The following is a 24,685-nucleotide window of genomic DNA, read 5'->3' on the forward strand; positions in this document are numbered from 1 at the left end:
ATGAAAAAGGCAGCCCGTGGGCTGTCTTTTTCATATGTTTATACTCTCGCAATTTTCTTCGCTTTTTCAGTATTGGCGAAATGAAGTTTGACGTATTCAGGCAGTACATCGATACCTTTGTCCAAGATGAGTCTGGCCGCTGCTTTATCCACAGCTGCACCGGCGCCTTTCGGAATCGTGAATCCCGCTCGTTTGCTCAAGCTTTCAAAGTGACGGACAAACGCGTAGCGGGCAATCATCGAAGCTGCTGCCACACCGAGGTGAATTCCTTCTGCTTTTGTGCTGAACAGGACGTTTTCCCGGATGATCTTTCGCTGGCCCTTCAAATGTGCAAAGTAAATGGGTTCTTTCGCGAATTCATCAATTAGAATCGCTTCAGGTTTTTCAGGGGCAATTTTTTCAAGAACATGATTGATCGCCTGATTGTGCAGGAGGGCTTTCATCTTTCCCTGGGACATACCTTTCATCTGCATCTGATTGTACTTTTCATTATGCAGTGTCAGCAGGCTGTGGGGCAAAAAGGTTACTAGCTGTCTGGCGATCTCGATGATTTTATCATCCTTGAGATTCTTTGAATCCTGGACACCTAGTTCCTTTAATACGGGTATATCCTGCCGCCTGACATAGGCCGCAACAACAGTAATCGGGCCGAAGAAATCGCCCGTGCCAACCTCGTCCGAACCAATGATGGACATTTCGCTGATATTCTTAGGTAAATGCGATCCTGGTACTGATGCCGCTGCTTTTTTAGCAGAAGGGGCCATTGCTGTTCCCCACCTGGCTGCCTCGGCCTCGCCATCTTTTCCCTGGAACAATACTTTTCCTGATTTATAGGCAGTGATGGCACAGGAAGGAGTTTTGGCTGCAAAAACGCTGCCTGGGGGAAGCTTATCAGTTAGAAATTTACTATAATACTCTTTCATCTTTTTGATTTCTTCCGGACTTTTCTGAAGGACACTATTTCCCATTGAACTACACTCCCTGGTTAACTATTTCATCATTAGACATTTTCTTCCAAAATTCATACAGAACTGACAGGCAAACACTTCCCAGCCTTTTGCGTTCATGTTATAGTATAAGATAGGATTCTTATGAATGGGGGCATAAATGTTGTCAGACACAAAAAAAAATCGGTCGACTGTCGATATATACGGACAGCAATACACAATAGTCGGCTCAGAAAGCACCAGCCATATCCGGCTCATTGCCTCGATGGTAGACGATAAAATGCGAGAAATCGGTTCAGCGAATCCTTCACTTGATACTAGTAAATTAGCTGTGTTGACGGCTGTGAATGCCGTTAATGATTACATAAAAATGAAAGATCGTGTAGAATCGCTCGAAGCGGAAATTAAAAGGTTAAAGGACTGAAAAATGAATGCTTGATCTTGCTGTATTAGCTATTTTGCTTATTGGCTTCATCGTTGGATTGAAGAGAGGGTTCATCCTGCAGACCATCCATTTGGCTGGATTTATCGCAGCCTTCATCGTTGCATACATATATTATGAGCAGCTTGCGCCCAAGCTGACTCTGTGGATTCCATATCCGAATCTTGGCAGCAATACAACGTTGAATCTGCTATTTGAGAATGCCAATTTAGAAGATGCATATTATCGGGCAATTGCTTTTGCAGCCATCTTCTTTGCCGTAAAAATTTTGCTCCAGATCATCGGTTCGATGCTCGATTTTGTCGCCCACCTTCCAGTTCTGAAGCAATTGAACGTCTGGGCCGGAGGGTTACTCGGCTTTGTCGAAGTATACCTGCTTTTGTTTATCGTTCTCTACATCGCTGCTTTATTGCCGATCCAGGCTGTTCAAGGACCGCTGAACGATTCAATTCTAGCCGAAAATATCATAAAAAATACCCCGGTATTTTCCCAGCAAATTAAACAACTTTGGATCGAACATATGGCTGCATAACTTCTCTGTTGCGGAGAAGTTTTTTATTTTACTGTTTTTTTACATAAAGGGTCGCCATTGTGTGGAAAGGAAATAACCAGGGTGAAAACTGCCTGCATACAGGCTATTTTTAAATCTTCATTCTGAAATTTTTCATTTAATTTCACAGCTGGGCTTGTTTTCTATAAAATAGAAGACAATGACTGCGTCCGGCATAATCCGGTCGAGAAATTGAAAAGGCAGGTGGACATCATGTCTGTGAATAAAAAAGATATCGTACAATTACTTGAAACGATCGCTATATATATGGAATTAAAAGGTGAAAATCCATTCAAGGTCTCCGCATTCCGTAAAGCGGCGGCTGCACTTGAGGGAGATGAGCGCAGCATGTCAGAGATGGGCGAGCTCACTGAACTCAAAGGAATCGGTAAGGGCACTGCTGGTGTGATCAGGGAATTCATGGATACAGGACAATCAACAGAACTCAAGGAATTGCAGGAAGAAGTGCCGAGCGGGCTGATCCCGCTCCTGCAGCTGCCGGGAATGGGTGGCAAGAAGATTGCCAAGCTTTATAAGGAGCTTGGAGTAGAAAGTATCCATGACCTTGAGGAAGCTGCGAAGGCAGGGAAAATCCAAGACCTAGCAGGATTTGGCAAGAAATCGGAAGAAAAGATTCTTGCGGCAATTGAAAACTTTGGTACAAGGCCGGATAGACTGCCGCTTGCATATATGCTGCCGGTTGCGGAATTAATTGAATCATATCTTCAAAAGATAGAGGAAATCGAACAATTTTCAAAAGCAGGCAGCCTTCGCAGGATGAGAGAGACAATCAAGGATCTGGACTTTATCATTGCTACAAAAAAACCTCTGGCTGTGAAGGACGAACTGGTCAAGCTGCCGAAAATCAAAGAAATTATCGCGGCAGGCGATACGAAGGTATCGGTCACACTTGGTTTGGATTATGATGTGAACGTCGACTTCCGCCTTGTTGATCCGGAAGAATTTGCGACTGCGCTCCATCACTTCACTGGTTCAAAAGACCACAATGTGAGAATGAGGCAGCTTGCGAAGGAAAAAGGAGAAAAAATCAGCGAATATGGTGTAGAGAATGTAGAAACAGGAGAAATCACTACTTTCAAATCGGAAGAGGATTTTTACCAGTATTTCGGTCTTCCTTTCATCCCGCCTGAGTTAAGAGAAGACGGCTCGGAAGTCGAGTTATATAAAGAAGATTTGAAACTCATAACCCTGGAGGCCATTAAAGGTGATCTTCATATGCATTCAACATGGAGCGATGGCGGCCATTCAATCGAGGAAATGGCACAGGAGTGTATCGCAAGAGGCTATAAATACATGGCGATCACCGACCATTCCCAGTATTTGAAGGTAGCGAACGGTCTGACGCCAGAACGTCTCAGGAAGCAAATTGAAGAAGTGAAGGAACTGAACAAAAAGTTTGATTATTTTACGATTTTGACAGGTATAGAAATGGATATTTTGCCGGATGGTACATTGGATTTTGAAGATGATTTGCTTGCAGATCTCGACTTGGTCATTGCATCGATCCACTCTTCTTTTTCCCAGCCAACCGAAAAAATCATGAATCGTTTGAAGACTGCTCTTGTAAATGCAAATGTTGATATCATCGCCCATCCGACTGGAAGGCTGATCGGACGTCGTGAAGGATATTCAGTTGATATCGACATGCTGATACAGCTGGCAAAAGAAACAAATACAGCACTTGAATTGAACGCCAATCCGAACAGACTTGACCTGGCATCCGAACATTTAAGGAAAGCACAGGATGAAGGTGTCAAGCTTGTCATTAATACAGATGCACATAAAGTGGATACGCTAGAGCATATGAAGATAGGCGTAACAGCCGCAAGGAAAGGCTGGATCAAGGAATCATCCGTCCTGAATGCATTGGATCTGAACGGATTGCTCGAATTCCTGCACGGCCGTAATCAATAACGGGTTTCTAATGCAAAGGAGCCTAAAAAAGTACCTTCGCTAAAGAAGAAGGAGGAAATTTTGTGCAGCAGCGAGTTTTGAAAACACTTGAATTTGATAAGATCAGGAACCAGCTGATTGAACACGTCTCATCCTCGTTAGGACGGGAAAAAGCAATTGCTTTAATGCCTTCTGTTGATTTCTCGGAAGTATCCCGTTTGCAGGAAGAAACAGATGAAGCGGCAAAGGTTCTGAGACTAAAGGGGAATGTACCGTTAGGCGGAATCCATGATATTAGGCCGCATGTGAAAAGGGCGCAAATCGGCGGGATGCTCAGTCCGCTTGAACTGGTCCAGGTGGCAAGCACTGTCCATGCAAGCAGGCAGATGAAGCGCTTTGTCGACGATTTGCAGGAGGTTACCGAAGTCCCGATTTTACTGGGCTATACTGAGGGAATCATTGTGCTGGCAAATCTTGAAGAATCGATCCGGAACGCAATCGATGAAGGCGGCGAGGTTCTTGACGGAGCGAGTGAAGCACTGAGGTCGCTCCGCCAGCAGATGCGTACACGAGAAGCAAGAGTACGTGAAAAACTGGAAGGTATGATCCGCTCTTCCAACGCGGCAAAAATGCTTTCGGATGCCATCATCACCATAAGGAATGATCGGTTTGTCATTCCTGTAAAACAAGAATATCGGGGACATTACGGAGGGATCATCCATGACCAGAGTTCATCCGGGCAGACCCTTTTCATTGAACCTCAATCTGTTGTCCAGTTGAATAATGAACTTCAGAGCATCCGTGTAAAAGAACAGCAGGAAATCGAACGGATTCTTACTGAGCTTTCGGCACTTACCGCCGATCACCATGATGAGCTCCTGCAGATTGTCAGCATCATGGGCGAGCTTGACTTCATGTTTGCGAAGGCACGTTACGGGAGCAAAATCAAGGGCTCAAAACCAATTGTCAATGATGAGGGCAGAATCAACCTTTTCCAGGCAAGACATCCATTGATCTCGATGGATGAAGTTGTCCCTAATAGTGTCACATTAGGTAATGATTATACGACAATCGTTATAACGGGACCGAATACCGGAGGGAAAACCGTTACTTTGAAGACGGTCGGACTTTGTACACTGATGGCGCAGGCCGGATTGCAGATTCCGGCACTCGACGGTTCTGAAGTGGCTGTTTTTGGATCAGTTTATGCTGACATTGGTGATGAACAGTCAATCGAGCAAAGTTTGAGTACTTTTTCGTCCCATATGGTCAATATTGTGGACATCCTTGAAAAGGTTGACCACAACAGCCTTGTTCTTTTCGATGAGCTTGGTGCCGGTACTGATCCCCAGGAAGGAGCCGCACTGGCGATCTCGATCCTGGACGAAGTGTATCAGCGGGGGGCCAGGGTGATTGCGACAACCCACTATCCAGAGTTAAAGGCTTATGGCTACAACCGGGAAGGCGTCATTAATGCCAGCGTTGAATTCGATGTGGAAACATTGAGTCCGACATATAAACTATTGATCGGAGTGCCTGGGCGAAGCAATGCTTTCGAAATCTCCAAGAGGCTTGGATTGAGAGAGTCTGTCATCAATACAGCAAGATCCTATATTAGCGCAGACAGCAATGAGGTCGAAAATATGATTGCTTCCCTTGAGTCCAGCCGGAAGCAGGCGGAGAGAGACCGGGAAGAGGCGCATCAGCTGTTAAAAGATGCCGACCACCTGCATAAGGATCTGCAAAAACAAATGGCGGAGTATTACGAGAAAAAAGATGAACTAGCCGAAAAGGCAAAAGGAAAGGCAGCATCAATTTTAGAAAAAGCGAAGGAAGAAGCGGAAGAAATCATTCGAGACCTTCGCAAGCTGCGGCTTGAAAAAGGTGCCGAGATTAAAGAACATGAATTGATCGACGCCAAAAGGCGCCTTAGCGATGCCACTCCAGAGCTCAACCAGGTGAAGAAGGGCGGCGGCAAAGCGAAACCTGCCAAACACGAATTCAAGCCAGGGGATGAGGTCAAGGTCCTGACCTTTGATCAAAAAGGACATCTTGTCGAGCGCGTTAACGCGAAAGAATGGCAAGTGCAGATTGGCATTCTCAAGATGAAAGTAAAAGAATCGGATATGGAATATATAAATACTCCCAAGCCGGCAGAAACAAAACCAATAGCGATAGTAAAAGGTAAGGACTTCCACGTCGGCCTTGAGCTTGACCTGAGGGGTGAGCGTTATGAAGATGCTCTCATGAGAGTAGAGAAATATATTGATGATGCCTTGCTTGCCGGCTACCCAAGGGTCAATATCATCCACGGCAAAGGAACCGGAGCACTAAGACAGGGAGTGCAGGAATATCTTCGCAACCATCGCTCTGTCAAGAAAATAAGATTCGGGGATGCAGGAGAAGGCGGAACAGGTGTGACTGTAGTAGAATTCAAGTAGTGTGACGGTATAAACGCTCATTGTTTGTGAAAGCTATAAAGTTTTGCGTAAAGAGCCTAAATAAATGTAAATCCCTATCTGAACACTTTATAATAGGATGTGGGGTAAATTTTTATCGGGGAGAATGGATATGGATCATTTCTGGGAAAATGAATTTATAGTGACAGCTGGCTACTACAGTGTATCGATTCTCTGTATCGTCGTATTCCTTGCTGTTTTTGAACTAGTGACAAAATATCGCAACTGGGAGGAAATCAAAAAAGGCAATTTTTCCGTTGCGATGGCCACAGGCGGGAAAATCTTCGGTGTAGCTAATATATTCCGCCATTCCATCAATCAGCATGATTCACTGCTTACGATGATCAGCTGGGGAGTTTTTGGCTTCGTCCTGCTTTTGATCGGATACTTTATTTTTGAATTCCTGACACCCAAGTTCAACATCGATAAAGAAATAGAAAACGACAACCGTGCAGTAGGCCTGATATCTATGGTCATTTCTATCGGCCTGTCTTATATCATCGGCGCAGGAATTTAACAGGGGGATCTAAAAGAGTGGAAAAACTGGCTAAAATATTGCTGATTCTATGCGGAGTATTCCTGTTAGTCGGCATTGTCTATATGATGTTTTTTGCATAAAAAGCTTAAAACCGCCTTGTTGGCGGTTTTTTTGTTCTTAATAAAGAGAGGAAGGTTCAGAATCAGGTAATATGTTTGGGTGTTTGTCCCTATAATCCCCCAAAAAAACTATTCTAATTGTCATAAAAAGACCATTATATTATAATGAGAGATAGAATTTTCAAAAAATTTTAAATAAGGAGGCAACAAGATGGAAGTAGAAAAGCCATGGCTGTCGCAATACCCTCCAGAAATACCAGCTCATTTGGATCTTAAGGAGGCAACGGTCCAGGATTATTTAAAGCAGACAGCTGAAAAATACCCAGAGAAGATTGCTATCCACTTCATGGGCAAAGAACTGACCTATAAGCAAGTTTACAACTATGCGAAAAAACTGGCTGCTTATTTGCAAGACTTGGGAATTGGTAAAGGAGACAGGGTTGCGATCATGCTCCCTAATACTCCTCAGTCTATCATCAGTTACTACGCAATCCTGATGGCTGGCGGAATTGTCGTCCAAACAAACCCTCTGTATATGGAACGAGAGCTTGAATACCAGATGAAGGATTCAGGGGCTAAGGCGATCATTACGCTCGACATTTTATTCCCTAGGGTCTCAAAGGTCATCGCAAATACGGATTTAGAGAATGTAATTGTAACCGCTATCAAGGACTATCTTCCTTTCCCAAAAAATCTTGTCTATCCATTCATCCAGAAAAAACAATATGGCATCATTGTAAACGTAAAGCATGAAGGCCAGAACCATCTTTTTACCGAGATTATGAAAGAGCCTGCCGGAAACATTAAAGAATATGAAATGGATTTTGAAGAAGACCTGGCTTTATTGCAATATACCGGCGGAACGACAGGGTTTCCGAAAGGGGTCATGCTGACTCATAAAAATCTGATTGCGAATGCGGCAATGAGCAATGCCTGGCTGTACAAATGTAAAGAGGGTGAAGAGACAGTCCTGGGAATCCTTCCATTTTTCCATGTGTATGGTATGACGGCAGTATTGATTCTTTCTGTCATGCAGGCCCAGAAAATGGTGCTTTTACCGAAATTCGACCCTGAAACGACACTGAAGACGATACAAAAACAAAAGCCAACACTCTTTCCTGGCGCACCTACCATTTACATCGGGCTTTTGAATCATCCAGACATTAAAAAATATGATCTGTCATCGATTGATTCATGTATTAGCGGATCAGCTCCGCTGCCAGTGGAAGTGCAGGAGAAATTCGAGGAAGTCACAGGCGGAAAGCTTGTTGAGGGTTATGGCCTGACCGAATCCTCTCCGGTGACACATGCAAACTTCCTATGGGATAAAAAGCGGGTAAAAGGAAGCATAGGTGTTCCTTGGCCGGATACGGATTCTGTCGTCCTTTCAATGGAAACCGGAGAACCGCTTCCGCCTGGTGAAATTGGTGAAATAGCAGTCAGGGGCCCGCAGGTAATGAAAGGCTATTGGAACAGGCCGGAAGAAACAGAGCAAGTGCTTAAGGACGGCTGGCTTTTGACCGGAGACCTTGGCTATATGGACGAGGAAGGGTATTTCTATATTGTCGACCGGAAGAAGGACATGATCATTGCCGGTGGCTTTAATATTTACCCGCGTGAGATTGAAGAAGTCCTTTACGAGCATCCAGCTGTTCAGGAAGTAGTAGCAGCAGGAATCCCGGATCCTTATCGGGGAGAAACGGTAAAAGTATATATCGTGCTCAAGGAAGGTTCACACGCGACAGAAGAAGAACTGAATGAATATTGCCGGAAACATCTTGCTGCATTCAAGGTGCCAAGATTGTATGAGTTCAGGGCAGAACTTCCCAAAACCGCGGTAGGTAAAATTCTCAGAAGAGCATTGGTGGATGAAGAGAAAGCAAAGAACCAGGAAGACCAGCAGAAGCGAGCTTAACTTAAAAAAGCCGTCTCCCGATATCGGCTCTTTCTTTTTGAATTAGAAGGCTTGTCCAAATGAAACACATTTCCTTGACAGAAATGTGAGTGAATACTATTATAAAAATATGAATGACGATTCATTCAGTGAATAGGGTTGCAGACAAAAATCGTAAACGGGAGTGTGCCACTGTAGCATTTAATGCTTGTGCTTTTCCTGGAGCGGGAGTGAAAGAAATGAAGAAAAACAGGCCGAAATATATGCAAATAATTGACGCAGCAGTGGTCATTATCGCAGAAAACGGCTACCACCAGGCGCAGGTGTCTAAAATAGCAAAGCAGGCTGGAGTGGCTGATGGGACCATTTATTTGTATTTCAAGAATAAGGAAGACATACTGATTTCTCTGTTCCAGGAGAAAATGGGTTACTTCGTGGGAAGTATTGAAGAAAAAATTGCAGGAAAACAAACAGCAACAGAGAAGTTATATATGTTGGTCGAAACGCATTTCAAGATTCTTTCAGATGACCGGCATCTTGCAATTGTAACCCAGCTGGAGCTAAGGCAGTCAAATAAGGATCTCCGGCATAAAATCAACGAGGTGCTTAAGGGCTACTTAATGCTGATCGACAAAATCATTTTGGAAGGCATAGAGAATGGAGAGTTTTCAAGCTCCCTGGATTTGCGTCTTGCAAGGCAGATGATTTTTGGTACAGTAGATGAAACTGCGACTTCATGGGTAATGAATGAACAGAAATACAATCTTACTGACCTGGCAAAAGCGGTACACCAGCTGCTGATCAATGGCTGCGGTTACCAGGACACCAAACCGGTCCTTTAAATCACGTCTTTCCCGACTTTCCGTCGCTTTGAATACCTGTAAGCGGAAAAGGCAGGGGAAAAAGGCTAGTTTCGCAGAAAGGAGATTTTCCAGGATGCGAAACTTGCCTTCATGTAAAAGGAGGGGAAAATGTGGAGTATCTTAAATGGTCTGCGGAGGACAGGATCGCTACGATCACGATTGACCGTCCGCCGGCGAATGCCCTTGCATCCGGACTGCTGAAAGAAGTTTCAGGAGTATTGGATGAGATTGAAGGGAATGAAGAAATCAGGGTTGTTTTAATCCATGGTGAAGGCAGGTTCTTCTCTGCAGGAGCGGATATCAAAGAATTCACCACAATTAAAACCGGAGAAGACTTTGCCAAACTTGCTGAATATGGCCAGGATCTTTTCGAGCGTATGGAGCATTTTCCAAAGCCGATTATCGCTGCCATCCATGGCGCGGCATTGGGCGGCGGCCTGGAGCTTGCAATGGCATGCCACTTCCGCCTTGTAGCCGAAAACGCTAAATTGGGATTGCCAGAGCTGCAGCTTGGTCTGATTCCAGGGTTTGCAGGCAGCCAGCGACTGCCAAGATATGTGGGCGTAGCAAGAGCGGCCGAGATGCTGTTTACAAGCGACCCTATCACAGGTGTGGAAGCAGTCAAATATGGATTGGCCAACCATGCTTACCCTGAGGAGCAGTTGCTTGAAAACGCATACAAGCTTGCCGGGAAAATTGCGAAAAAGAGTCCAGTTTCCCTGGGGGCAGCTATTAAGCTATTGAACTATTCCAAGCACGAATCCTTTTACAAAGGAGTTAAGGAAGAAGCCCAGTATTTTGGCGATGTCTTCCTGTCTGAGGACGGCCAGGAGGGAATCAAGGCTTTCCTGGAAAAAAGGCCGCCTGATTTTAAAGGCAGATAAGCCAACCTTTTAGCATCATTTTTTTTGAAATAAATTTTTCTAATCTTTAGAACAGCTAAAATGTTTGAATACTTAGGAGGGGAACAAATGAATATCTACGTTCTAATGAAAAGGACATTCGATACAGAAGAAAAAATCACGATCGCAAACGGCAAGATCAATGAAGATGGTGCTGAATTCATCATCAATCCTTACGATGAATATGCGATTGAGGAAGCAATCCAGGTAAGGGACGCTCATGGCGGCGAGGTGACTGTCGTTTCTGTAGGCAATGAAGAAACAGAGAAGCAGCTGCGCACAGCGCTGGCTATGGGAGCAGACAAAGCAGTATTGATCAATATCGAGGATGACGTTGAAGACGGCGACCAGTTCACAACTGCCAAAATCCTTTCTGAATACCTAAAGGATAAAGAGGCTGACCTTATTCTTGGCGGTAATGTCGCGATCGATGGCGGATCAGGCCAGGTAGGACCTCGTGTTGCGGAACAGCTGGGAATGCCTTATGTGACAACGATTACGAAACTAGAAATCAATGGAACGACTGCTACGATTACTAGAGACGTAGAAGGGGATTCAGAAGTCATTGAGACAAGCCTTCCTGTTCTTGTAACAGCACAACAGGGGCTTAATGAGCCTCGCTATCCATCTCTTCCAGGAATCATGAAAGCAAAGAAAAAGCCGCTTGATGAGCTTGAGCTTGATGATCTTGATCTGGATGAGGACGATGTAGAAGCTAAGACAAAGACTATTGAAATTTATCTTCCTCCGCAAAAAGAGGCAGGAAAAGTCCTTGAAGGCGAACTTGCTGACCAGGTTAAGGAACTTGTCAACCTGCTTCACACAGAAGCGAAAGTCGTTTAAGACATAAAGGAAGAATAAATACGCAGGAGGTAAATCAAATGGCGAGAAAAGTATTAGTATTGGGAGAATCACGTGACGGACAACTTAGAAACGTTTCTTTCGAAGCAATTGCAGCTGCAAAAACAGTTGCTGAGGGCGGAGAAGTAATTGGAGTATTGATCGGAGAGTCTGTAAACGCTTTAGGGAATGACCTTTACCAGTATGGTGCTGACAAAGTGGTGGCAGTAGAAGACGCCAAGCTTTCACAATACACACCTGACGGTTACTCACAAGCTTTGATGGCTGTAATCGAGCAGGAAAGCCCGGAAGGAATTATTTTTGGTCATACATCTCTTGGAAAAGACCTTGCACCTAAAATCGCAAGCAAATTGGGTTCAGGATTAATCTCTGATGCTGTAGCGGTTGAAGAAGCAGGCGGAAACCTTGTTTTCACTCGTCCAATCTATTCTGGTAAAGCTTTTGAAAAGAAGATTGTTACCGATGGACTAGTGTTTGCGACAATCCGTCCTAACAACATCGCTCCACTGGAAAGAGATGCAGGTAAATCCGGAGAGGTTTCAGCAGTCTCTGCAGAAATCAAGGACTTGAGAACGATCATCAAGGATGTTGTCCGTAAAGCAACTGAAGGTGTAGATCTTTCCGAAGCAAAAGTTGTAGTAGCGGGCGGACGCGGTGTGAAGAGCGAAGAAGGCTTCGAGCCGCTGAAGGAACTTGCTGACGTTCTTGGCGGAGCTGTTGGAGCTTCACGTGGTGCATGTGATGCTGACTATTGTGATTATTCACTGCAAATCGGTCAGACAGGTAAAGTCGTAACTCCAGACTTATATATTGCTGCCGGTATTTCCGGAGCAATCCAGCACCTTGCAGGCATGTCCAACTCCAAGGTCATTGTCGCAATCAATAAGGATCCAGAAGCTAATATCTTCAAAGTCGCAGACTACGGTATCGTAGGCGATTTATTCGAAGTTATTCCGATGCTTACTGAAGAATTCAAGAAGCTTAAAGTCAACGCATAATTATTTTTAACTTAAAAAAACGGACGTCACATTCGTCCGTTTTTTTGTCTGTATAGGAAATTATAAAAGCATTTTTTGTGTGGATAACTACATATGGGTGTCTTAATCCAGCTCCAGCGCCTAGCCCCTCGAGACGCTTGTCTAGTTTCGCCTCCTAGAAACTCCGAAACTTCAACTCCGCCGGCAGAAGCAAAAAGCGCTTCTTTGTCGGAGTCTCCAGTTTCTGCGTTTCTGGGCAGTCGGCTACACATTTCGATTTCGGTCCTGCCAATGAAGTCAAAGAACGACTTCATTGGCAGGCCCTCCAGCGCTTGTCGGGGCTGAACAAGGCGCTTGCGCTTTTTGTTCCTGTAAAAACGAATAAAATGGGAATATTCATATGTGAAAAGGGTAAATTACAACAAGAGCAGATAAATAGCATCAATTGGTAAACGATGATATACTGACGTTAGTATTCAGATTTATTTAGGAGGCATTCAAATGGCTATTACACATGCTACTGACGCAACTTTTGCTAACGAAACAGGATCAGGCCTAGTGCTTGTTGACTTTTGGGCACCTTGGTGCGGCCCATGTAAAATGATCGCTCCTGTGCTTGAAGAATTAGATTCAGAAATGAGCGATAAAGTAAAAATCGTGAAGCTTGATGTTGATGACAATCAGCAGACTGCAGCTCAATATGGCATCATGAGCATCCCGACACTACTTGTCCTTAAGGATGGTCAGCCGGTTGATAAAGTAGTCGGATTCCAACCAAAAGAAGCACTTGCAGGACGCCTGCAGCAGCATATCTAAGATTAAAGCAAAAAATCCCGCCTTCAGAGAAGGCGGGATTTTTTTATGAACTGAATGCAGAACTTTATTTGAAACATAATAACAATGCTTCTTTGGTAGAAGATTGATAGGTTATGCACCTAGATGTCGAAAATTTAAATAGTATTCAATCAGCTTTGCTATCACTTTTGCTGCTTAGATCTCGTTCAGATTAAGTGTAAAATTAACATTTCACAAGTTTGTCAAAGTTTTCTTACAAAGTTCGTTGACAGTGATAATCATTCTCGCCTATAATAACAATTGTCAATGAAAATCATTATCATTTATAAGACTACTCACATTACATAGGGGGGATTTAAAACATGAACAAGAAAAAGCATCTGAAAGCAATTTTTGCAAGTTTTTTAATGGCAAGTACAGTATTGGCAGCGTGCGGAGGAGACGAAACAGCAGAAAAGCCTAAAGAAAACAAACAGGCTGAAACAGAAAAAAAGACTGAAGAAACTAAGGAAAATAATAATGAAGAAACCAAGGAAGTGAACGTTGAAGATACAGATGCAGCAAAGCAAGCTGCTGCTTATTCTGATATGATGTCCGAACTAGTAAAAGCCAAAGAAGGCCAGGAAGTGAACTGGGATACTGTCCAGCAACAATATGAAGCAGGTCTTCAAAAGGATGTAGCCGAGCTTAGTCCTGAATTCGACCAGGCAATCCAGGCTGCACTTACAGCTGGAAAAAGCGGAGAAATGGAACCAATTATCGCTGTTCAATTGACGGATAAGACAATTCAATCCTATTTCTATCAAAATCAAAAGGCACTTCAAAAGGAAGCTGTTGCTGCACTGACTGAGGACAAGAAGGAAGACGCAAATCTTGCATTCGCGCAAATTAAGCATCTGACGGAAAAAGTTTTCATTCCAACAGCTGAAAAACGTGATAAGTATTACGAGCTTAGCGGAGATGCTAGCCTTGTCGAGAACATTAATTCCGGACTATCCGCACAGGAAGAAGCGCTTAATGCTGGTAATGCTGAAGATTTCCAGGTATATCTTCAGGTAACGGATAAGTCAATCTACAGAAGCTACTATCTTGCAGCAAAATCTTATGCTGAGAAAATTGAAGCAGGAGTTAAAGAAGGAAAAGATAAGCAGGAACTATCCATCATGCAGGCTGAGGCATGGGGCTTCTATCAAGCAATCAAGGGTTCTCTTAGCGGCGGAGATGAAGCGGCTGCTGCTCAGTTAGATAAATTATTCACTTTGAACACTACTGATCCAGCTGCGATTAAAGCGGCAGAAACAAATGCTTTATTCGCTAAGGCAGTGGCTGGCAAAATCAAAGGCTACTACGAAAAGGCTCCGAATCTGTTAGCAGAAAACAATGCGGTTGAAGCTAAAGTAAGTGCAATGGAAGGGAACATGTTCCTGAAAATGCTTCAAGGGCAGATGACTGAAAAATTAGGTGAAGAAAAAACTCAGGCCGTATTTGCAGATGCTGAAGCATGGTATAATGCCATTGCGGAAAATAAGCCGGAAGATGCAAAAGCAAAAGGCGACGCAGTTATTTCAGCAGTAGATGGTCTGCTTTAAAAAACGGGAGCCGCAGCGATGCGGCTCTATTTTCGTTTTTTAGATGAAGGCTGTTTTCGTAAAGATTGTTGTTAAAATCCTAAAGCCGATATTAACGTGACAAAAGTCATTTTGTATGTCGGTACTAAGTTAGCAAGCTCTTTTCTCATAATAAGCGTTAATTTTGTCATGAAACTTAGGTAATACAATCCTATTTTGTAGTCAATAGCAACAAAGTTTGAGAAAAGAGCCTAGATGAAATACTATGGTAAAATGGCTTGAGAAAGAAAGAGGTGTAATCGTGAGAATTTTGATTACTGGAGGAGCAGGGTTCATTGGAAGCCATTTTGCCGTAAAAATGCTGAAGGAGCATCATGAGGTGGCGATCATCGATAACATGCACCCTTATTACTCTGTTGAGAGAAAAAAACAGCATCTGGATGTCATTAAAAAAGCCGGTGATTTTCAATTTTATCAAGCAGATCTTCTGGACCGTGAAAAGACCATTGACATCATCAAAAGAATATCACCGGAAGCAATTGTCCACCTGGCGGCATTGCCAGGAGTCGCTTATTCGATTCTTCGCCCGCTTGAATACATAGATTATGATGTGAAGGCTACGGTCAACGTACTTGAAGGAGCCGGAAAGGCTGGTGTGAAGCAGGTCATTTTTGCTTCTTCATCATCTGTATATGGAACGATGAGAAATATCCCGTTCAAAGAAGAGATGGCAGCTGGGAAACCTATTTCTCCTTACGCGGCCTCAAAATACGCGGCTGAATCTTTTTGCCATGTGTATGGCCATCTATATGGACTGGATGTTAAGATCCTAAGATTCTTTACTGTTTACGGTCCATGGGGAAGGCCGGATATGGCAATCGCTAATTTCATAAAAAAATTGAAAAACAGTGAAGAAATCACGATTTTTGGCCAGGGCGGATCTCGTGATTATACATATGTAGGTGACATTGTGAACGGCATTAGCCTTGCTCTGGAAAATTTGGAACAAAGTGCCATTATCAATATTGGATCCGGCAGGCCGGTTTCGATGGACCAGCTTTTGGACGAGCTCCGGATTTACTATCCTGATATGAAAATCAGGCGTGAGGAAAACCGTGCGGGAGACGTGGACCGGACATGGGCTGATACTACCCTGGCAAGGGAATTGCTTGGTTATCAACCAGAGGTGGACTTCAGAAAAGGAATTGCAGAGACTGTGGAATGGGCTGAGCAGTATGAAGACTACCTTTAAGAAACTAATTTCCATTTTGCTGATTTCCGCATTTCTAATTATGACGTTTTATTATCTTGATGCTGGCATGATTATAGAGGAAATAAAGGCAATCGCAACAAAACCAGGAATCCTGCTGCTCATTTTCTGCAGTTATTTCCTTGCTTTTTTGGCAAGGGGGGCAGCCTGGAAGCTTTATCTGAACAATAGAGTACGACTTACAACCTGCATGTACGGCCTGTTTTACAGCTTGCTGCTGAATCATCTCCTTCCAGTCAAAGCGGGAGATTTTGCGAGGATTGGTGTCTTGAAAGCGAGGGAGCCGGATATTACGGGGTTAGAAGCATTTAATTCAGTGATCGTCCTCCGGGTTATGGATACGTTAATTCTATTTGGAATGGCTTCGGCAGGATTGGCTTTTCTTGAGCTGCCTTTGAATGGAAAGTTTCTCGTATGGCTGGGAGCAAGCGGTGTTGTTGTCACAATCATTCTTTACTATAAATTCCGTGCTTTCTTTGACAGACAATTAACTATAGTGAAAAATGCTTTCACTGGCTGGCGGGGAGTCTGGATCATTATGCTGACCCTGATAAGCTGGATCCTCGAAGCAGCAGTCATTTATGGGGTCATATTGAATGGCGGAAGCATCATCAGCTTTGTACAGGCAATTTGGGTAAACAGCATTACGGTTGCCGGGCAGATCTTCCAGATCACACCAGGAGGAATTGCCAGCTATGAGGCCATTATGGTTTTTGCGTTAGGAGCAAATGGAATAGCTCCCGAAAATGCCTATACAGCTGCGGTCATTACCCATGGATTGAAATATTTATTTTCTTTCATAGTCGGAGGGATTGCATTGGCTGCTTATCCTGTACCGGCGCACTTACTGAAAAAATGGACTAGGGAAAGGGGCAACGAATCATGAAAAGTGCTTCAAAGTTTGAGAAATTCGCGGCCCGAAGCTGGAATTTGCTTAATGAGGGGAAGCCCTTTACGCCAATTTTTACAGTTGGCACCATGGTATTATTTCATCTCGGAGATTTAGGGAGTACAGGCAGCATAGCTGATTTTTTACTCTCCTTCCTGACTGTGCTTCCGCTGTTCATCATCTATTTTATTTATGATTTTCCACTATTCTTGAGAAACTATTTGTGGATACCATTAATTGTTTTTATGATTGTTTGGCCTGAGCCTGATATTAATCTTCTGCTTTTCGCAGCCGGATTGTACTTTTTCTTTACAGTGTTTTTCTGGGGAACGCTTTACTATCATCTAAGGATTGGTACTTCATGGCTTAATTTCACAAGGTTTTGGAAGCTTGTTTTAAAGAATAGTGACTCTACCAGCGGGAATGCACAGGAGCAGCTTCCGAAAGTTTTCCTGCTGCTTTCTCTCTGGGAACTGTCATTCGGTACCTTAACCGCCGGTGCGAATATACCTTTTTTTGATATGGCTATTTTTTATGGCTTTGTCCTCCTCTTTGCCTTTATTCTGCACCGATATTTATTTGACTGGAAGCCAAAGGCATATGAGAGCTACACGAAGGATGATGGACCGGAAGTGCCGGAGAATGGCCTGTCCGATAAGGTAATTGTCATCGTTATTGACGGAATGCGCAAAGAGCGCTTTTATGAAGCGAATACACCATTTCTCGATCAGCTAAAAGAGAACGGTACTGAATACTTGAATATGGAAACATTGTATCCTGCCAGGACCGTTGTTTGCTTCAGTTCCATGTTCACTGGGACCTATCCGTTTGAGCATGGCATCAAGTCGAATATGGTCTATAAACTTGGAGTTAACACAGAAACAATATTTGACTCGCTTCGCAAAGTGGGCAAAAGAGGGCGGCTTCTTGGCATTGCCCACCTCGTTGATGCGATGGGCAGTGATGTCGAGACCGTTACAGCTGTCATGCATAAGGACAAAGCGGATACAAACATGCTTGCTAGGGCAAGAAAAATTATGGATGAACAGGACCCGGATCTGTTTATAGTCCAGATGATCGGCACGGATCAGGTTGGCCACAGCCGAGGTGTCCTCTATGATGATTATATTGAAAAGATTGAGGAAGCAGACGCCCTCATTCAGGAGTTTGTTCAATGGCTGGAAAGCGAAGGGAAGATGGAGAACACAACACTTGTAGTCTGTGCAGACCACGGACAGGCTGATGGGATCGGCGGTCACGGACACCTGGATGAAGGAGAACGATTTGTTCCATTTTTCATGCATGGACCACATATCGCCAAGGGAGTTAAAGTCCAAGAAAAACACAGCCTTGTATCCCTGGCACCGACGATTTCTTATCTGATGGGTGCCCCTTATCCGGCGAGCAGCAGAGGAAAAGTTCTAATGGATGCAATAAAAGCAGAGAAGGATGAGAATGTAATTGAGTAAAGTTATCGTATTTTTGCCGGCTTTTAACGAAGAAGAATCCATTGGGGAAGTGATTGTAAATATCCCTCGTACCTTTGCCGGAGCGGATCAAGTAGAGGTTTTAATCATTGATGATGGTTCGACGGACGGAACTGTTGCTGAAGCGAAAAAAGCAGGGGCCGACCATATTATAAGCTTCGAGAAAAACCGGGGCCTGGGAGCCGCGGTCCGAAAAGGAATAGAAGAATGCTTCCGGAGGGGTGCCGACGTCGGTGTGATGATTGATGCTGATGGAGAGTACCCTGCTTGGCAGATTCCTGATATAGTCAAGCCGATTCTAAATGGAGAAGCGGATTATACAATGGGTTCCCGATTTATGGGCACAATTAAAGGGATGAAATTTCATCGCAGGATAGGGAACTATTGTTTCACCCTCCTGCAAACATTATTGTTGAGAAAATGGCTGTATGACGGCCAGTCCGGGATGAGGGCTTTTTCTCGGAAAGTTCTTGAGCATGCGGAAATTATCCATGATTACAATTATGCGCAAGTGCTGACACTCAATCTTGTCAGGAAGGGATTCCGGGTCCTTGAAATCCCGATTAAATACCGCGTCAGGACAACGGGAACATCGTTCATTTCATTCAAGAAATATATGACGAATGTTGTGCCAGCAGTCTACCGGGAAATGTCCAGGCCTGTCTCAAAGGTTATCGGGGTAGAAAAATCCCCATCTAAAAACAGTAAAAATAGTGACAATAAAGTGACGATTATCAAATATGATTGACATTAGAAATGATAATCATTATCATTATCATTGTAGGAGGGAACAGTAAATGAAAAAAGCTATATTTTTTTGTTTTACATTGATATTTATTCTCATTAACGGCATTCCACAGACTGCCAGCGCTTATTCATATGGTGATCCAAATGAAGAAAAAGTCGCGGAAGTCTATAAGGAAATGCAATTGAAGCTGGATGAGGACCCTCCAAACTTCTCGGCCGCAACCTCCCTGTTTGAAACGGTTAAAGAAGAAGTCGATATGCACATGGGAAACGAGCCAGGAGAAGTGATCATGGAAAGCCTGGAAGCAGAAGATAAAGAAGCAACGATTGAAAATATGGAGAAACTCCTCGTATTGAATGTTGCGAGAAGGCTAGAAAGCATTGAGAAAAGCTTTGAGGAGTATGACACTTCAAAGAAGCTGCTGGCAAAGGGATATGCTACATATCAAGCGCTATCGCCAAAGGTAGAGGGCAATAACCCTGAAGTGGATAAACAAATAAAAGCTGACTTTGATGCTGCACTTGAGGCACTAGGAAATCCCGGGCTCTTTGGAGTAGGGAAGAAGCCTTCTGACATAGAAGTTTTTAAAGAGAAAAAAGAAAATATCCTGAATACATTGCAAGATGAATTTGATCTTCCGAGCCTGGAAGTCGGGCATTTTACAGATACAGAGGAAGAAGAAGGACCAGGCAAAAAGGACTGGACAGATCGTTCAAATATCCGTAACTGGATTCCTTTGATCCTCATAGTCGCGGTCATTGGTGCGATAGTTGTTATTGGCATTAAACGAAGAAAGTAAATAGATAGATGACACCTTGGAGAGGGGAGAATCAGCAATGGAAGTTCAAGCGTTATTGATTACTTTTCGTGAAGTATTGGAAGCGTTATTAATCATCGGAATCATCACAACCTATTTAAAGAGAACTGGTAATCCAAAGTATACAAAGTATGTATGGCTGGGTGCCGGACTTGCTGTTCTGGCAAGTATCGGAGTTGCGATTTTGTTCCAGGTTGTGTTCACTGGCTTCGCTGCTATGGGCAGTGAGATTTATTTGAAAATAGGAATCATGATTGTGTCCACTGTTCTCTTGACCCAGATGGTATTCTGGATGGCGAGTCACAGTAAGGACCTAAAAGGGAACATGGAAGGGAAAATGAAGAAATTCATCTCGACAGGAAATATTGTCGGTATGGTCATCCATTCATTCCTTGTCGTCTTGCGTGAAGGTATTGAAACGGTCTTCTTCTTTGCGGCAATCACAGGTGGTAACATCGGTGCTGCCATGCAGGGATGGGGAGCGATCACAGGTACATTGATTGCCGTTGCCGTCTCTTACATGTTCTTCAAAGGCACGATGAAGGTAAAGCTAAAGACGTTTTTCCAAATCACTGGTGCCTTTATCATCCTGATTTCTGCCGGATTGCTCGTACAGGCGATTTCGATGATGCAGGATGTAAACATAATTGGAAGCGTTATGTATCATGTTTATGATATTACGTGGCTATTGCCGGAACATCCGATTGATCATGCACATTATCTACGTGATACTGGTGTCGCACCGATTATCTCTGGCGATGTGGGCATCTTCCTGAAGGCTCTGTTTGGATACTCATCAATGCCTTCAATTGAAGAAGTCATTGCCTATATCGGATACTTTGCTGCGATTTTCCTGCTGACTTCATCACGCAGTCCCGGGAAAGAAAAGGCTGCTGTCAATAAAGAAGCAGAAAACAAGCAAGTAGTATTGAACCCACAAGTTAAATAATCAATTTGATTTGAGGCAGCATGATCCTCTCTCCAGAAAAGTACAGGGAATTTCCTTGTACTTTTTTCATACGTAAAAACGCCCCCTGTGGAAGTTAGTTGGTGTAAAATGATGAATTTAGAAAAAATGAACAGAATAATTATTCTTGGACTAAGTTCGCTTGCGGTCCTTTACATGTTCGCCGTCCAGTTGAATTCACTTAATTCCTTCGTCGCTTCTTGGGATCAAGTTGATTTTACCCTGGCTATGGACCGGTTTGACCTTCGTGCGATGCAGCCGCATTTTCCCGGATATCCGTATTTTATTCTTGGCGGTATGCTGCTGAAGTTTTTCGTTGGTTTTCCAAATAAGGCACTGGTTATATTTAATGTTTTAGTGTATGCCAGCTCCATCCTGCCTGTGTATTTACTTGCATCAAGAGTTTTGAGCAGGACGAATGCCTTCCTCATTGCAGCTGCCATTTATACTGCCAGCTATCCATTGATCATCGTGAACCAGCCAATGTCAGAGGGTGCCGCCCTTGCTGCTTTTTGGTGGTTCTTCTGGAGTATCGCGGCCGCAGAGTCCAGGCCAGCAGGCAAATGGATGCTGCTTCCCCTGATTTTATTCAGTGTGCTGTTGGGAATCAGGCTTAGCTATATCCCTATGGGAATCGGGCTGATTTATCTGCTTTACAGGAAATGGGCAAAACGGGAGATTACATTGGGCAGCGTTATCAAATATGTGGTTCTCGCTGGATTGCTTCAGTTGGTCTGGGTTATCGGCCTGATTATTTCTGAAGGTGGCCTTTCTAATTTCCTGGAGCTTGCTTTTGGTTTCACTGGCGGGCATTTTCAGGAATGGGGCGGCACATCGGCATCGAATGATCTGTCTTTTTTTGCAAGGCTTAAAGCATTCCTGTTTACAAACATTTTATGGTGGGGAATTTTTTCACGAACAACTGTTTTGATGGTATTATATATAGTTATTGGCATAGTTTTATTTTTGCCGGCATCTAAAAGCAAAGCTTTCAAGGAAAATAGCGTCCGGATCGGCGCATTGCTGTTCCTCGCTTACGCTGTCTGGGCGCTCTTTGCCCAGAATATCGAAAAACCGCGGCATATACTGCCGCTGGCGCTATTGCTCCTGTTTCTCGGACTTACTGCCTATTTTAAAAAAAGGGCAGAGGTATATGCCAGCCTGCTAGTGGTTGTAGTCATCATTGCCCAGGCAATTATTTCTTCAAGCTATATACAAAAACAGGCAGCAGTCGAGCCGGCGGTCTACCAGCTTGCGCATTATTTAGAGGAACAGTCAGAGGACTTCGTTTTGTATACGTGGGAAGAAACAAGGGTACTCCAGTATCTCGAAATGCCTTACCCGCATAAGCGAATCTATACCTATGGAAATTTCCTCCATGACCAGGGGTTATATAAAGGAAAGACGGTTTATCTAACCAACAGTGTTGTCGAGGGTTTCCGATTGCAGGGCTTTGATCTTGACGGGAAGCTCGAGAAGGTAGAAACATTTACTTCGGATATACTTTTTGATCCAGTCTATCATAAGATTATTTTATATAAATGGACACCGTAACAGGAGGTGAACGGCTTGAATGAACAAATCAGGAATAAGCTTGCTCTTCTCCCTGCTCAGCCAGGTTGTTATTTGATGAAGGACAGGCAGGGGACCATCATTTATGTTGGGAAAGCCAAAATATTGAAGAACAGGGTGCGTTCTTATTTTACAGGATCGCATGACGGTAAAACTCTTCGGCTTGTCAATGAAATTGAGGATTTTGAGTATATCGTCACTTCCTCCGATATGGAAGCACTGCTTCTTGAAATCAATTTAATCAAGAAATATGATCCAAAATATAATATCATGCTTAAGGATGATAAATCATATCCGTTCATCAAGCTGACCGCGGAACGGCATCCAAAGCTGATCATTACGAGAAAAGTAAAGAAGGACAGCGGCAAATATTTTGGGCCGTATCCAAATGTACAGGCGGCCAATGAGACAAAAAAACTGCTGGACAGGATTTATCCGCTCCGAAAGTGCTCGACACTGCCAGACCGTGTCTGTCTCTATTACCATATGGGCCAATGTCTAGCACCATGCATCAAGGACGTCAGCAGGGACGAATATAAGCAGATTACGGATGAAATCACTCGCTTCCTCAATGGGGGCTATAAGGAAATCAAGGTAGATTTGACGGCTAAAATGGCGGCTGCTGCCGAGGAATTGGATTTTGAACGTGCGAAGGAATTTCGCGACAAGATCGCCCATATAGAGGCAACGATGGAAAAACAGAAGATGACGACGACGGATTTTACCGACCGCGATGTGTTTGGCTATGCTGTCGACAAGGGCTGGATGTGTGTTCAGGTCTTCTTCATTCGTCAAGGAAAGTTGATCGAACGGGAAGTTTCAATGTTTCCGATCCACAATGAACCTGAAGAAGATATCCTCACATACCTGGGGCAATTTTATTCGAAAAATGAGCATTTCAAGCCGAAGGAAGTATTGGTGCCTGAGGGTGTGGACCTAGAATTAGCAGAGGGTCTGCTTGAAGTGAAAGTCCTAAAACCGCAGCGTGGAAAGAAGAAGGAACTTGTCCATCTGGCGTCCAAGAATGCGGGCATCGCCCTGAAAGAAAAGTTTTCATTAATCGATCGCGATGAGGAACGGACCATCAAGGCTGTTGAGAACCTTGGCAAGCAAATGGGCATTTACACCCCTCATCGGATCGAGTCCTTCGATAACTCGAACATCCAGGGGACCGATCCGGTATCAGCGATGATTGTTTTTATCGACGGCAAGCCTGAAAAAAGGGAATATCGCAAATACAAAATTAAATCAGTCAAAGGTCCGGATGACTATGAGTCCATGAGGGAAGTCGTAAGGCGCAGGTATATACGTGTCCTGAAAGAGGGGTTGCCGCTGCCGGATTTGATTATCATCGATGGCGGAAAAGGACATATCGAGTCAGCGCGTGATGTACTGGAAAATGAGCTAGGGCTCGACATCCCGATTGCCGGCCTGGCGAAGGATGACAAGCACAGGACCTCCCAGCTGCTCTACGGAAACCCGCTGCAGGTGATCGAACTGGCGCGTAACAGCCAGGAGTTTTACCTACTGCAAAGAATCCAGGATGAGGTCCACCGGTTCGCGATCACCTTCCACCGCCAGCTAAGAGGCAAAAGTGCATTTCAGTCACTGCTCGATGATATTCCAGGCATTGGCGAAAAGCGCAAGAAGGCTCTGCTGAAGCATTTCGGTTCGGTGAAAAAAATGAGGGAAGCCTCTGTGGAAGAGTTGAACGCTGCCGGCCTGCCGGCAAATGTGGCAGAGGAGCTATTTCAGAAATTACAGAATTAAGGTAGCATTCTATTTTTAGGTATGCTATAATGATAAAAAATTTCATATAGCTATCACTTTAGAGCATTAAAGTGTAGATAGAGGTGCGAGCTTCAAGAGTAAAAGTCTAGAGAATTGTAGGATTCGGGGATGGACTTTGAAAGGGGACGTTCGCCGAAGTGGGGAAATGCCTATCGATTTTCTCGCTGGTCCTTCGTTGAATAAACGCTGGATTGTCAAGATTGCCATCTTGGAGTGCTATCTCATGTTGCAGCGTATATACACGTTTATCAAGCAATGGGAGCCACTTCCATTGCTTTTTCTGTTTTTCTGGATCTTTTTTAAAGAAGGACTGGAAAAAATACATATGCGGATTGGCCATGAAACTCTATTAGAGGCAAAATACGAATGAAGAGG

The 24,685-nt window shown here is 43.9% G+C and carries 22 protein-coding genes and 1 riboswitch; of the genes, 21 read left to right on the plus strand and 1 reads right to left on the minus strand.

The genetic code is table 11. From position 1 onward, the window contains the following. Positions 1-38 precede the first annotated feature (38 nt). Positions 39-968, minus strand: coding sequence for a ribonuclease HIII (gene rnhC / locus J7E37_RS11300; protein ID WP_214777833.1), 930 nt, complete (start codon positions 966-968; stop codon positions 39-41). Between the two features lie 142 nt (positions 969-1,110). On the opposite strand from rnhC, the gene zapA reads away from it, so the two are divergent. The 21 genes from zapA to J7E37_RS11405 all read left to right on the plus strand — a co-directional run bounded on the left by zapA (position 1,111) and on the right by J7E37_RS11405 (position 24,680). Continuing rightward, positions 1,111-1,371: a cell division protein ZapA gene (gene zapA / locus J7E37_RS11305; protein WP_192471538.1), complete on the plus strand. Its 261-nt coding sequence runs from the start codon at positions 1,111-1,113 to the stop codon at positions 1,369-1,371. A 7-nt stretch (positions 1,372-1,378) separates the two neighbouring features. Further along, positions 1,379-1,921 carry a CvpA family protein gene (locus J7E37_RS11310; protein WP_214777834.1) on the plus strand — a complete coding sequence of 181 codons (543 nt, stop codon included), beginning with the start codon at positions 1,379-1,381 and terminating at the stop codon, positions 1,919-1,921. A 231-nt stretch (positions 1,922-2,152) separates the two neighbouring features. Next, positions 2,153-3,874, plus strand: coding sequence for a DNA polymerase/3'-5' exonuclease PolX (polX, locus tag J7E37_RS11315; protein ID WP_215023942.1), 1,722 nt, complete (start codon positions 2,153-2,155; stop codon positions 3,872-3,874). 62 nt (positions 3,875-3,936) lie between these two features. Continuing rightward, positions 3,937-6,294, plus strand: a complete 2,358-nt coding sequence (locus J7E37_RS11320) for an endonuclease MutS2 (protein ID WP_215023944.1) — start codon at positions 3,937-3,939, stop codon at positions 6,292-6,294. Positions 6,295-6,424: 130 nt separating this feature from the next. Continuing rightward, positions 6,425-6,829, plus strand: coding sequence for a DUF350 domain-containing protein (locus tag J7E37_RS11325; RefSeq protein WP_214777839.1), 405 nt, complete (start codon positions 6,425-6,427; stop codon positions 6,827-6,829). A 291-nt stretch (positions 6,830-7,120) separates the two neighbouring features. Then, positions 7,121-8,824 (plus strand): long-chain-fatty-acid--CoA ligase, encoded by a 1,704-nt coding sequence (locus tag J7E37_RS11330; RefSeq protein ID WP_214777841.1) that lies wholly within the window; start codon positions 7,121-7,123, stop codon positions 8,822-8,824. 218 nt (positions 8,825-9,042) lie between these two features. After that, positions 9,043-9,645 (plus strand): fatty acid metabolism transcriptional regulator FadR, encoded by a 603-nt coding sequence (locus tag J7E37_RS11335; protein WP_167832747.1) that lies wholly within the window; start codon positions 9,043-9,045, stop codon positions 9,643-9,645. Positions 9,646-9,776: 131 nt separating this feature from the next. Continuing rightward, complete coding sequence (locus J7E37_RS11340; protein WP_215023946.1) at positions 9,777-10,550, plus strand: enoyl-CoA hydratase; 774 nt, start codon at positions 9,777-9,779, stop codon at positions 10,548-10,550. An 87-nt stretch (positions 10,551-10,637) separates the two neighbouring features. Beyond that, entirely contained in the window at positions 10,638-11,411 is a 774-nt protein-coding gene (locus tag J7E37_RS11345; RefSeq protein ID WP_214777845.1) for an electron transfer flavoprotein subunit beta/FixA family protein, read from the plus strand. Between the two features lie 38 nt (positions 11,412-11,449). Continuing rightward, the gene (locus J7E37_RS11350) at positions 11,450-12,427 is read left to right on the plus strand and encodes an electron transfer flavoprotein subunit alpha/FixB family protein (protein WP_214777847.1); all 978 of its coding nucleotides are present in this window, start codon (positions 11,450-11,452) and stop codon (positions 12,425-12,427) included. Between the two features lie 480 nt (positions 12,428-12,907). After that, complete coding sequence (gene trxA / locus J7E37_RS11355; RefSeq protein ID WP_214777851.1) at positions 12,908-13,222, plus strand: thioredoxin; 315 nt, start codon at positions 12,908-12,910, stop codon at positions 13,220-13,222. A 341-nt stretch (positions 13,223-13,563) separates the two neighbouring features. Further along, positions 13,564-14,790, plus strand: a complete 1,227-nt coding sequence (locus J7E37_RS11360; protein WP_214777853.1) for a hypothetical protein — start codon at positions 13,564-13,566, stop codon at positions 14,788-14,790. Positions 14,791-15,070: 280 nt separating this feature from the next. After that, positions 15,071-16,021, plus strand: a complete 951-nt coding sequence (locus J7E37_RS11365; RefSeq protein ID WP_215023948.1) for an NAD-dependent epimerase/dehydratase family protein — start codon at positions 15,071-15,073, stop codon at positions 16,019-16,021. Beyond that, positions 16,005-16,925 (plus strand): lysylphosphatidylglycerol synthase transmembrane domain-containing protein, encoded by a 921-nt coding sequence (locus J7E37_RS11370; protein WP_215023950.1) that lies wholly within the window; start codon positions 16,005-16,007, stop codon positions 16,923-16,925. Before J7E37_RS11365 ends, J7E37_RS11370 begins: the two co-directional genes overlap by 17 nt. Next, positions 16,922-18,397: an alkaline phosphatase family protein gene (locus J7E37_RS11375; protein WP_214777860.1), complete on the plus strand. Its 1,476-nt coding sequence runs from the start codon at positions 16,922-16,924 to the stop codon at positions 18,395-18,397. The genes J7E37_RS11370 and J7E37_RS11375 overlap by 4 nt, the downstream gene beginning before the upstream one ends. After that, the gene (locus J7E37_RS11380; RefSeq protein WP_215023952.1) at positions 18,390-19,163 is read left to right on the plus strand and encodes a glycosyltransferase family 2 protein; all 774 of its coding nucleotides are present in this window, start codon (positions 18,390-18,392) and stop codon (positions 19,161-19,163) included. Before J7E37_RS11375 ends, J7E37_RS11380 begins: the two co-directional genes overlap by 8 nt. Before the next feature lie 49 nt (positions 19,164-19,212). Next, positions 19,213-19,962 (plus strand): hypothetical protein, encoded by a 750-nt coding sequence (locus tag J7E37_RS11385; RefSeq protein WP_214777865.1) that lies wholly within the window; start codon positions 19,213-19,215, stop codon positions 19,960-19,962. A gap of 37 nt (positions 19,963-19,999) precedes the next feature. Continuing rightward, the gene (locus tag J7E37_RS11390) at positions 20,000-20,929 is read left to right on the plus strand and encodes an FTR1 family iron permease (RefSeq protein WP_214777867.1); all 930 of its coding nucleotides are present in this window, start codon (positions 20,000-20,002) and stop codon (positions 20,927-20,929) included. Positions 20,930-21,040: 111 nt separating this feature from the next. Continuing rightward, positions 21,041-22,501: a glycosyltransferase family protein gene (locus J7E37_RS11395; RefSeq protein ID WP_215023954.1), complete on the plus strand. Its 1,461-nt coding sequence runs from the start codon at positions 21,041-21,043 to the stop codon at positions 22,499-22,501. 15 nt (positions 22,502-22,516) lie between these two features. Further along, positions 22,517-24,289 carry an excinuclease ABC subunit UvrC gene (uvrC, locus tag J7E37_RS11400; protein WP_215023956.1) on the plus strand — a complete coding sequence of 591 codons (1,773 nt, stop codon included), beginning with the start codon at positions 22,517-22,519 and terminating at the stop codon, positions 24,287-24,289. 70 nt (positions 24,290-24,359) lie between these two features. Next, a riboswitch (Lysine riboswitch) is annotated at positions 24,360-24,537 on the plus strand. Next, positions 24,534-24,680, plus strand: a complete 147-nt coding sequence (locus J7E37_RS11405) for a hypothetical protein (protein WP_215023958.1) — start codon at positions 24,534-24,536, stop codon at positions 24,678-24,680. It overlaps the preceding riboswitch by 4 nt. The last annotated feature ends 5 nt before the right edge of the window (positions 24,681-24,685 follow it).

This window comes from Bacillus sp. ISL-39, from assembly GCF_018613295.1.
Classification (GTDB): Bacteria; Bacillota; Bacilli; order Bacillales; family Cytobacillaceae; genus Mesobacillus.

Excerpts from the sequence above, each read along its gene's own strand:
- rnhC (WP_214777833.1), bottom strand. The coding sequence starts at position 968 with ATGGGAAATAGTGTCCTTCAGAAAAGTCCGGAAGAAATCAAAAAGATG.
- J7E37_RS11310 (WP_214777834.1), top strand. The coding sequence starts at position 1,379 with ATGCTTGATCTTGCTGTATTAGCTATTTTGCTTATTGGCTTCATCGTT.
- polX (WP_215023942.1), top strand. The coding sequence starts at position 2,153 with ATGTCTGTGAATAAAAAAGATATCGTACAATTACTTGAAACGATCGCT.
- J7E37_RS11325 (WP_214777839.1), top strand. The coding sequence starts at position 6,425 with ATGGATCATTTCTGGGAAAATGAATTTATAGTGACAGCTGGCTACTAC.
- J7E37_RS11330 (WP_214777841.1), top strand. The coding sequence starts at position 7,121 with ATGGAAGTAGAAAAGCCATGGCTGTCGCAATACCCTCCAGAAATACCA.
- J7E37_RS11335 (WP_167832747.1), top strand. The coding sequence starts at position 9,043 with ATGAAGAAAAACAGGCCGAAATATATGCAAATAATTGACGCAGCAGTG.
- J7E37_RS11345 (WP_214777845.1), top strand. The coding sequence starts at position 10,638 with ATGAATATCTACGTTCTAATGAAAAGGACATTCGATACAGAAGAAAAA.
- J7E37_RS11350 (WP_214777847.1), top strand. The coding sequence starts at position 11,450 with ATGGCGAGAAAAGTATTAGTATTGGGAGAATCACGTGACGGACAACTT.
- trxA (WP_214777851.1), top strand. The coding sequence starts at position 12,908 with ATGGCTATTACACATGCTACTGACGCAACTTTTGCTAACGAAACAGGA.
- J7E37_RS11360 (WP_214777853.1), top strand. The coding sequence starts at position 13,564 with ATGAACAAGAAAAAGCATCTGAAAGCAATTTTTGCAAGTTTTTTAATG.
- J7E37_RS11370 (WP_215023950.1), top strand. The coding sequence starts at position 16,005 with ATGAAGACTACCTTTAAGAAACTAATTTCCATTTTGCTGATTTCCGCA.
- J7E37_RS11375 (WP_214777860.1), top strand. The coding sequence starts at position 16,922 with ATGAAAAGTGCTTCAAAGTTTGAGAAATTCGCGGCCCGAAGCTGGAAT.
- J7E37_RS11385 (WP_214777865.1), top strand. The coding sequence starts at position 19,213 with ATGAAAAAAGCTATATTTTTTTGTTTTACATTGATATTTATTCTCATT.
- J7E37_RS11390 (WP_214777867.1), top strand. The coding sequence starts at position 20,000 with ATGGAAGTTCAAGCGTTATTGATTACTTTTCGTGAAGTATTGGAAGCG.
- J7E37_RS11395 (WP_215023954.1), top strand. The coding sequence starts at position 21,041 with ATGAATTTAGAAAAAATGAACAGAATAATTATTCTTGGACTAAGTTCG.
- J7E37_RS11405 (WP_215023958.1), top strand. The coding sequence starts at position 24,534 with ATGTTGCAGCGTATATACACGTTTATCAAGCAATGGGAGCCACTTCCA.